The organism is Cupriavidus sp., from assembly GCF_057315035.1.
In genome coordinates, this window is the sequence record NZ_DBHKYV010000004.1 from 169,073 (window position 1) to 177,389 (window position 8,317).

Annotated in this window: 5 protein-coding genes and 1 pseudogene; 3 read left to right on the forward strand and 3 right to left on the reverse strand. The window is 64.3% G+C overall.

Annotated elements, in window-relative coordinates; translation table 11 throughout:
* The first annotated feature begins 54 nt into the window (after positions 1 to 54).
* Positions 55 to 1,026 carry a sensor domain-containing diguanylate cyclase gene (locus ACO550_RS09305; RefSeq protein ID WP_315597463.1) on the forward strand — a complete coding sequence of 324 codons (972 nt, stop codon included), beginning with the start codon at positions 55 to 57 and terminating at the stop codon, positions 1,024 to 1,026.
* A gap of 3 nt (positions 1,027 to 1,029) precedes the next feature.
* Here the strand turns inward: ACO550_RS09305 and ACO550_RS09310 are convergent, their stop codons facing one another.
* Together ACO550_RS09310 and ACO550_RS09315 are read right to left on the reverse strand one after the other, a co-directional pair.
* A complete protein-coding gene (locus ACO550_RS09310; RefSeq protein ID WP_315597464.1) occupies positions 1,030 to 2,475 on the reverse strand; it encodes an HDOD domain-containing protein in 1,446 nt (481 codons plus the stop codon).
* Complete coding sequence (locus ACO550_RS09315) at positions 2,475 to 4,247, reverse strand: putative bifunctional diguanylate cyclase/phosphodiesterase (protein WP_315597465.1); 1,773 nt, start codon at positions 4,245 to 4,247, stop codon at positions 2,475 to 2,477. Before ACO550_RS09315 ends, ACO550_RS09310 begins: the two co-directional genes overlap by 1 nt.
* A 549-nt stretch (positions 4,248 to 4,796) precedes the next feature.
* On the opposite strand from ACO550_RS09315, the pseudogene ilvA reads away from it, so the two are divergent.
* Positions 4,797 to 5,789: pseudogene (gene ilvA, locus ACO550_RS09320) on the forward strand (threonine ammonia-lyase, biosynthetic); the annotation flags it as partial.
* 31 nt (positions 5,790 to 5,820) lie between these two features.
* On the opposite strand, the gene ACO550_RS09325 reads toward ilvA, so the two are convergent.
* Positions 5,821 to 7,290: an MFS transporter gene (locus ACO550_RS09325; protein ID WP_485994662.1), complete on the reverse strand. Its 1,470-nt coding sequence runs from the start codon at positions 7,288 to 7,290 to the stop codon at positions 5,821 to 5,823.
* 225 nt (positions 7,291 to 7,515) lie between these two features.
* Between ACO550_RS09325 and ACO550_RS09330 the strand changes: the two genes are divergently transcribed.
* The gene (locus ACO550_RS09330; RefSeq protein ID WP_485994664.1) at positions 7,516 to 8,274 is read left to right on the forward strand and encodes an SDR family oxidoreductase; all 759 of its coding nucleotides are present in this window, start codon (positions 7,516 to 7,518) and stop codon (positions 8,272 to 8,274) included.
* Positions 8,275 to 8,317 lie beyond the last annotated feature (43 nt).

The window sequence follows — 8,317 nt, forward strand, 5'->3', positions numbered from 1 at the left end:
AGTTTGCCGTTAATGTTGTCATGCATAGCGACGCGCCCGATAGGCGACATATTCATGCAACTGCCCCCGATTCCCGCCAATGAAGCCGTGCGACTCGCAACCTTGCGGTCGCTTAATGTTCTCGACACCCCGCCCGAGGAACGATTCGATCGCCTGACGCGGCTTGCCAGACGGTTGTTCAACGTGCCGATTGCCGTGGTCAGCCTGGTCGACGCCAACCGGCAGTGGTTCAAGTCATGCCAGGGACTGGACGCCACCGAAGCGTCGCGCGACACGTCGTTCTGCGGCCATGCCATCTGTGGCGACGATATCCTGCTGATTCCGGATGCCACGCAAGACCTGCGTTTCCACGACAACCCGCTGGTCACCGGCGATCCGCATATCCGCTTTTATGCCGGCCGTCCGCTGACGGCGGCCAATGGCGCCAAGGTTGGCACGCTTTGCCTGATCGACCGGCAGCCACGCAGTTTCGACGCCGAGGATCGTGAATTGCTGCACGATCTTGCGCGCATGGCGGAGCACGAGTTGGCTGCGGTACAGATGGCCACGATGGACGAACTGACGTCGTTGTCGAATCGTCGTGGTTTTACCGTACTGAGCCAGCATGCGATCGAGCTGTGCCGTCGCCTTGCGCGTCCGGCCACGCTGGTGTTCTTCGACATGGATGGCTTCAAGCCGATCAACGACAGTTTTGGCCACGCCGAGGGCGACCGTGCCCTGATGGCGTTTGCTGCCGAGCTGCGCGCGGCATTTCGCGAATCGGATGTGGTGGGCCGGCTCGGCGGCGATGAATTCGCGGCGCTGCTGACCAATACGGATGTGGCCGGTTGCCAGGATGCGCTGGCGCGGTTGCGCGTGCAGGTGGATGCGTGGAACGCACGCAACGCAGCGGGTTACGCATTGCGCTATAGCGTCGGCATGATCGCGTTCAATCCGCGCTACCACATGGGTGTGGATGACCTGCTGGCCGAGGCCGACGCCGCGATGTATGCGAACAAGGCCGAGCGCAAGGCTGGCCGGCACTGACCGTCAGCGCGGTGGTTGTGCCGTGCCCGGTGCTGCGCGCATGACCCCCGCGGCGATTTCACGCATCAGCGCATCGATCGCTTCCAGTTCGGCCTCGCCGATGGCCGCGGGCATGCGGGTGGCTCCCCAGTCGCCGTAGATCAGTGCAATACAGCGATTGCGCATCTTGACGGGGGCCAGTACCACCGAGCGCGCATCGGGGATTGCATCGCGGTACCAGCGTGGCATGCGATGTGCGACTTCCGGGTCGAACGTGTCCTCGACCAGCAGCGGCTTGGCCGACAGGCCGGCAAAATGGAAGATGTCGGGCACGAAGCCTTCCTCGAACGACAAGGCCGGCAGCGCCTCGCGCATGCCGTCGCCAAAACCAAGCCGCGCATGGAAACGGCGCGTGGTCGGGTTCAGCATCATCAGGAAGCAGCGTTGGAAATCGAGTGCGCGCATGCTCGATTCCAGCACCATCGGCGCCAGTTGCGATACCGACAGACCGGCGCCTTCGCGACGCACCTCGGCCAGGCCCTGTTGCAGGCGTTCCAGCACATTGACCGGTTGCGGGCCATGTTGCGCGGCACCGTCGGCCGGCGCGGCCGTCTCCGATTCGGCAATCGAGCTGTTCAGCAAATCGGCCTGGCGCACGGCCACGCTGACGTCGCTGGCGTTGAGTCCGAGCATCTTGGCGTGCGCGGTCAGCAGTGCCTCGACCGATTCCTGGGTGCCTTCGCGCACCATGGTGACCGCGGCCTCTGCCGATACATGGGCGATTGCTGCCAGCCAGTCGGCATGGGTTTCGATAACGGTGTCCGCGGATATCGTGCGCGGCTTCATCGCATGCGCGATCAGTCCCGGCAGGCGCCACTTGCGCGCGGCAGCCTCGGCAATATCTTCCAGCGAAACGCCAAGCACCTCGAGCGCGGCCTCGTTCTCGGTCATCGGGTGAGCGGCACACATGGCTTCCACGCGCTCCCATTCCTCCGGGAAGTAGAACACCAGCAGCAGCCGGCTCATATGGTGCATCAGCGTGCAGACGACGGCTTCCTCGCCTTCGTTGATGCCGCGCGCGTGGCTCAGCGCACGCGTGACTTCACCAGCCACCAGCGCGCGTTGCAGCGCCTTGGCGGCCTGCGGGCGCTTGGGCGCCACGCCATGGAAGTAGTCGAGCAGCTGGATGCCCAGCGTCAGGTGGCTGATGGCCTCCACGCCGAGCACCAGGATGGCGCGCGACACCGTGGTGACTTCGCCACCGAAAGACCGATACATCGCCGAGTTGGCCAGCCGGATGACCTTCTGCGACAGGCTGAAATCTGACAGCACGCTCGTGGCCATCTCGCCCACGGTCAGGTCGGCATTGAGCGTCTTGAAGATGTTGTCGACACAGTACTGCAGTGTCGGAAAATCTCCCTGCTGCGCCATGCGCGCCCAGAGCGTCTCGAAGAACTCTGTCTTTTGCATCAGGAGATCACCTGCTGCGTGAAGACTTCTTCATGGGCAATCACCATCTTGCCGTCGAGCACCGTGTTCTCGAAGTCGGACGGGCTGAGCGCACGCGCATAGCGCCAGCCTTGCACCAGATCACAGCCCTGCGCGGTCAGCAACTGGCTTTGTGCATCGGTCTCGACGCCTTCGGCGATGGCCACCAGGCCCAGTTCGCGTGCCAGCGACAGCACGGCGGACACAATGGTCCTCGCGTGCGGGGAATCGATCATGTCGGCGACGAAACTGCGGTCCACCTTGAGCGCGGACAACGGGAAGCGTCGCAGGTACGACAGGCTCGAATAACCGGTGCCGAAATCGTCCACGGCAAAACGGATGCCCAGCGCGCGCAGCGACTGCAGCAACTGCTCCGCCGCCTTGGGGTCGGTCATCAGTACGCTTTCGGTGATTTCCAGTACCAGCCGATCCGCGCCGATGCCGGCATCCTGGATCGCATTGCGCACGCTGTCATAGAAATTCGGATGCAGGAACTGCGCGGCCGACACGTTGACGGCCATGTGGCCCACGCGGATGCCCTGCGCATCCCACGCGGCCATCTGCGCGCACGCGCAACGCAGCGCCCACGCGCCAAGATGCTTGATCAGGCCGTTCTTCTCGGCCAACGGAATGAATACGTCAGGGCGGATATCCTCGCCCGCGTGGTCCCAGCGCATCAGCGCCTCGACGCCGCAGATCTGGCCCGATTTCGGCCATACGATCGGCTGGTAGTGCAGCAGGAACTCGCCGTTCTGTACCGCTTCGAACATGCTCTGCTCGATCCGGAACTGCTCGTCGAGCCGACGGTCGAGTTCCGGCGTATAGATGCAGTAGCGGTTCTTGCCCAGCGCCTTGGCCTCATACATGGCCAGGTCCGCGCGGCGCAGCCATTGCGATTCGCTCTGCGGGGCCTCGACGGAAAACGCCAGTCCGATGCTGGTGGTAATGCGCACATGGCAGCCGCCCAGCAGGAACGGCTGACGGCAAACGTGGATCACCCGTTCGAGCATGCGTACGGCATCGGCTTCGGTTTCCAGGCCATCGAGCATCAGCACGAATTCGTCGCCACCGAGGCGCGCCACGCTATGGCGCGTACGGACCGTGTCCTGCAGCCGCGCACCGACTTCCTTGAGCAGTGCGTCGCCGAACTCGTGGCCGAGCGAATCGTTGATGTTCTTGAAGCCGTCGAGATCCATCAGGGCCAGCGCGAACGGTTGCCGTGCCATCGGGCCGGACGTGTATTCCTCGATCCGCTTGCGGATATAGGCGCGGTTGCCCACGCCGGTCAGCGGATCCAGGAAGGCACGCTCGGACAACTGGCGCTCGGATTCGATCCAGTCCGAAACGTCATAGCCGAACAGCAGCAGGCTGACCGCACCATCGGCGGCGCGGTGATGGCTGATGCGCAGGTCGATCCAGCCGGGCCCGCCAATGCCGCCGGCCATGCGCACGCGTTCGCGGCGCGCGGCATGGTCCTGCGCACAGCCCTGCAGCAGTTGTGCGAAGCGCTCGCGGGATTCGAGCGCGATCAGGTCCAGCACGGACGTGTGCAGCAGATAGTCGAGCGGATAGACCAGCAGGTCGGCCGTGGTTTCGGTGGCTTCGAGAATGCGACCCTGGACGTTGACCCGCATGGCCAGCGCGCCGGAAGCTTCCAGCATCGCCCAGGCCTCGCCCCTGGCAGGGGTGGCACCAGCGGGCCGGCGCTCGGCAGGCTCGGGTGCCAGGGCTACATCGTATGTCAGCGCGGTCATGTAGTTGTCTTGCCCGAAATCCTGTGTTCGCAGGACAGATATCGGATGGTTTCCCTGAAACTGAAGTGCCGGGAGCCTCTATGCCAAAACCAGTCCGAGGTAAATCTAGGCAGATCATTACCCGGACCATGACCACTGGCTTTGACGAGGCCGAACGGCACGACAGCGACGATTCTAATACGACCTTGCATCCGGCTGAACCCCGCATGGGTCAACGGATTGCGGGAATCGGCGCGGCTGCAACAGGCGGCGTCGGTGCGTGTCGATACGACAAGCGCCGGGATTGACACGGCATGCCGAAATCCCTGACACTCGCTGTCATGACCTGTTTCGGCCTGCAAATCATCGCGATTATTCGCACCATTCCTCGAATGGTGGGTTAGCGCGCGTCCGGAACAGAGCACAACAACCCGCCCAACGAGGCGGGTTTTTTGTGGCCGCCTGCTTGGGAAACCATCCTTCAGACAGGAGCGTCATATGTCGTTCGCCACAGCCTCTTTCCATCCTGCCAATACACCGGGCGCCGTTCTGCATGCAGAAGCGGCCGCGATCGATGCAGATGACTACCTGAGGCGCATCCTGACCGCGCGCGTCTATGACGTGGCAAGGGAAACCTCGCTCGATGCGGCGCCGGCGCTAACGGCGCGCCTGGGCCACCAGGTCTGGCTCAAGCGCGAAGATCACCAGCCCGTTTTCTCGTTCAAGGTGCGCGGTGCGTACAACAAGATGATCAAGCTGCCGGCCGATGCACTGGCGCGCGGCGTGATCACGGCGTCGGCCGGCAACCACGCCCAGGGTGTGGCGCTATCGGCGGCAAAGCTCGGCGTTCGGGCAGTCATCGTGGTGCCGCAGACCGCCCCGCAGGTGAAGGTCGATGCGGTGCGGGCCCATGGCGGGGCGATGGTCGAGGTGGTGCTGGCGGGCGAATCGTATTCCGACGCCTATGACCATGCGATGGCGTTGCAACGCGAGCAGGCGCTCACGTTCATCCCCGCGTTCGACGATCCGGACGTCATCGCCGGGCAGGGCACGGTGGGCATGGAGATCCTGCGCCAGCATCGGGGCGCGCTCGATGCGGTGTTCGTGCCGATTGGTGGGGGTAGCCTGGCCGCGGGTGTGGCGTCCTACATCAAGGCCGTGCGGCCCGAGGTGCAGGTGATTGGCGTGCAGACCGAGGATTCGTGCGCGATGGCCCGCTCGATGGCAGCCGGCGAGCGCGTGACGCTGGAAACGGTGGGATTGTTTTCGGACGGCACGGCGGTCAAGCGCGTGGGTGAGGAGACCTTCCGGCTCTGCCGCCATCTGCTCGATGGCGTGCTGACCGTGGATACCGACGCGCTGTGCGCGGCCATCAAGGATATCTTCCAGGACACGCGCAGCCTCGTGGAACCGGCCGGCGCACTCGCGGTGGCTGGCCTGAAGCAGTATGCCGAACGCCTGCCGCGGGGTGCGCAGCAGGCGCTGGTGGCAATCACCTCGGGGGCGAACATGAACTTCGATCGCCTGAGGATCGTGGCCGAACGGGCGGAGGTAGTGGAGGCCGCCGCCCGTTAGTTCCCGTTAGTGGAGGGGCTCAGGACTGGAAGTCCTCGGCATCCACGTCGTAGTTGGCCGGCTCCCAGCGGATCGCCAGCAGGGCGACCAGGCCGGCCAGCGGGGCCAGCGCGATGACCCAGAACACCTTGGTGCTGAGCGTGGCGGCCAGCACCGGGAACAGGAACAGCGATGCCGTGGAGCTGGCGCGCATCAGCGTCTGGTTGAAGCCCACACCCACACCGCGCAGCGAGGTGGGGTAGCTCAGCGATGCGTAGGTCATGGTATGGGCGCCGGGGCCAAATCCCTGGCCCAGCAGGAACAGCGCCAGGAACGAGATCGCGATGACCACCTGGGCGGCGCCGGCGGGTTTGCCCACCAGTGCCAGGCCGATCAGTGCAGCAAGCTGGAACGCGTAGCCAGTCACGGTCAGCTTCCATGCGCCGGTTTTCGGCACCAGATGCACGCCGATCAGGCCGCCGACAAACGCAAACAGCAGGTTCAGCGCCAGCGACACCAGGATCGTCGTCAGCATGGTCTGCGCCAGGAAGCTGGCGATGATCACAGGCAGGCCGAAGGCCACCGCGTTATACGCAAACGACGAAGCAATCGACATCACCGTGGCCAGCACGGTACGGCGCGCGTAGACGCCCTTGAGCAGCAGCCCGTAGTTGCGCCACGAAGCGGGACGCTTCGGCGGCTCGACCACGGCATCGGGTGCCACGGTGGCGTCGATGCCGTAGGACTTGCGCAGGATCTTTGCGGCACCTTCGAGGTCGCCCTGGTTGGCGGCCCACACCGGCGATTCGCTCATGTAACGGCTGCGCACGGCGATGATGATCAGCGCGGGTACCGCGCCAAAGCCGAGGATGATGCGCCACAGCAGGCCGCTATGCGACTCGGGCAGGATCGAGTAGCAACCGAGTACCAGCAAATACGAGACACAGATCGCCGCGTACCAGGTGGGGCACCACATGGCCACGCGCGCGGCCTTGTTGCCGTGCCCCTTCAATTTGGAGAATTCGGCCAGGAAGGCCATGGCCACCGGTAGGTCGATGCCCACGCCGAGGCCCATCACAAAGCGCGCGCCGGCCAGCACGTACTCGTTCGGCGCCAGTGCGCAGGCAATGGCGGCGAACACGAAGCACAGCATGTCGGCCATGAACACGCGATAGCGGCCAATGCGGTCGGTCAGGTAGCCGCCCAGGAACGCACCGACAATGGCGCCAAACGTGATGGCCGATGCCACCATGCCGGTACCGGCGGGCGTCAGGCCAAATTCCCGGGTAACGTCCTTCAGGCCGAAGGCGAGGGCGCCCAGGTCATAGGCGTCCAGGAAAATGCCGCCAAGCGCAATCGCCACGACGATGCGTGCATTGCTGACGGACGCGCCGCCCTGGTTGACGAGTGCCGCGACATCGGCGGCGGAACGGATGACAGCCTTGGACGGCGCGGCCGTCTGGCTGGCTGCCTGTGCGCCGGCGGGCGACAGGGCGAGATCGACTGACATTATTTGTAGTTCTGGAGGCGCTGGAAAAGAAAGGCGGCGGCCTCCCAGCCCCCGCCCGGTCAGCCGTGGATCGTACGACAACCCCTTCGTCGATCCAAATGCATTGTTGTTATATCTTTAGATCAGCACATGTTCGGCCCATGTCCTGCCATGGTTTGTCCAGATGTTGTACGATGACTCCGCATCGCAAGGTCAGCAATTGCTTAACAAATGGAGACAACAGGCATGACAAAGCAGGCAAAGGTTGCGCTGGTAACGGGCGCGGCCCGCGGGATCGGCAAGGCGGTGGCGCAGGCGCTGCTGGCCGACGGCTATCAGGTGGTGCTGGCAGGACGCACCGCGGAGACGCTTGAAGCACTGGCCGAACAGGCCGCGGCGGCGGGCCAGACGGCGCTGGCCGTGCAGTGCGATGTCAGCAACCCGGACTCGGTGGACGCGCTCTACGCAAAGATCCGCGACCGCTTTGGCCGGCTCGACGTGCTGTTCAACAACGCGGGCATCAACGCACCGGCGATCAGCATCGACGAGTTGTCGTTCGAACAATGGAAGGCGGTACTCGATACCAACCTGACGGGTGCATTTCTATGCGCGCGCGGCGCCTTCGCGCTGATGAGGTCGCAGGATCCGCGCGGCGGCCGCATCATCAACAACGGTTCGATCTCGGCGCATGCCCCGCGGCCAAACACCGTGCCCTACACCGCCACCAAGCATGCCATCACCGGCCTGACCAAAAGCCTGTCGCTCGATGGACGCCAGTTCGATATTGCCTGCGGCCAGATCGATATCGGCAACGCCGGTACCGACATGGCCAACCGCATGGCGCGCGGCGTGCCGCAAGCCAACGGAGAAATCCGTCCCGAACCGCTGATGGATGTCGCCCACATCGCCAGCTCGGTATTGCACATGGCCAATCTGCCGCTCGATGCGAACGTACAGTTCATGACCGTAATGGCCACGAAAATGCCGTTCGTGGGTCGCGGATAAACACCGTTTGTTTTGCTCCCCTCTCCCGCGCGCGGGAGAGGGG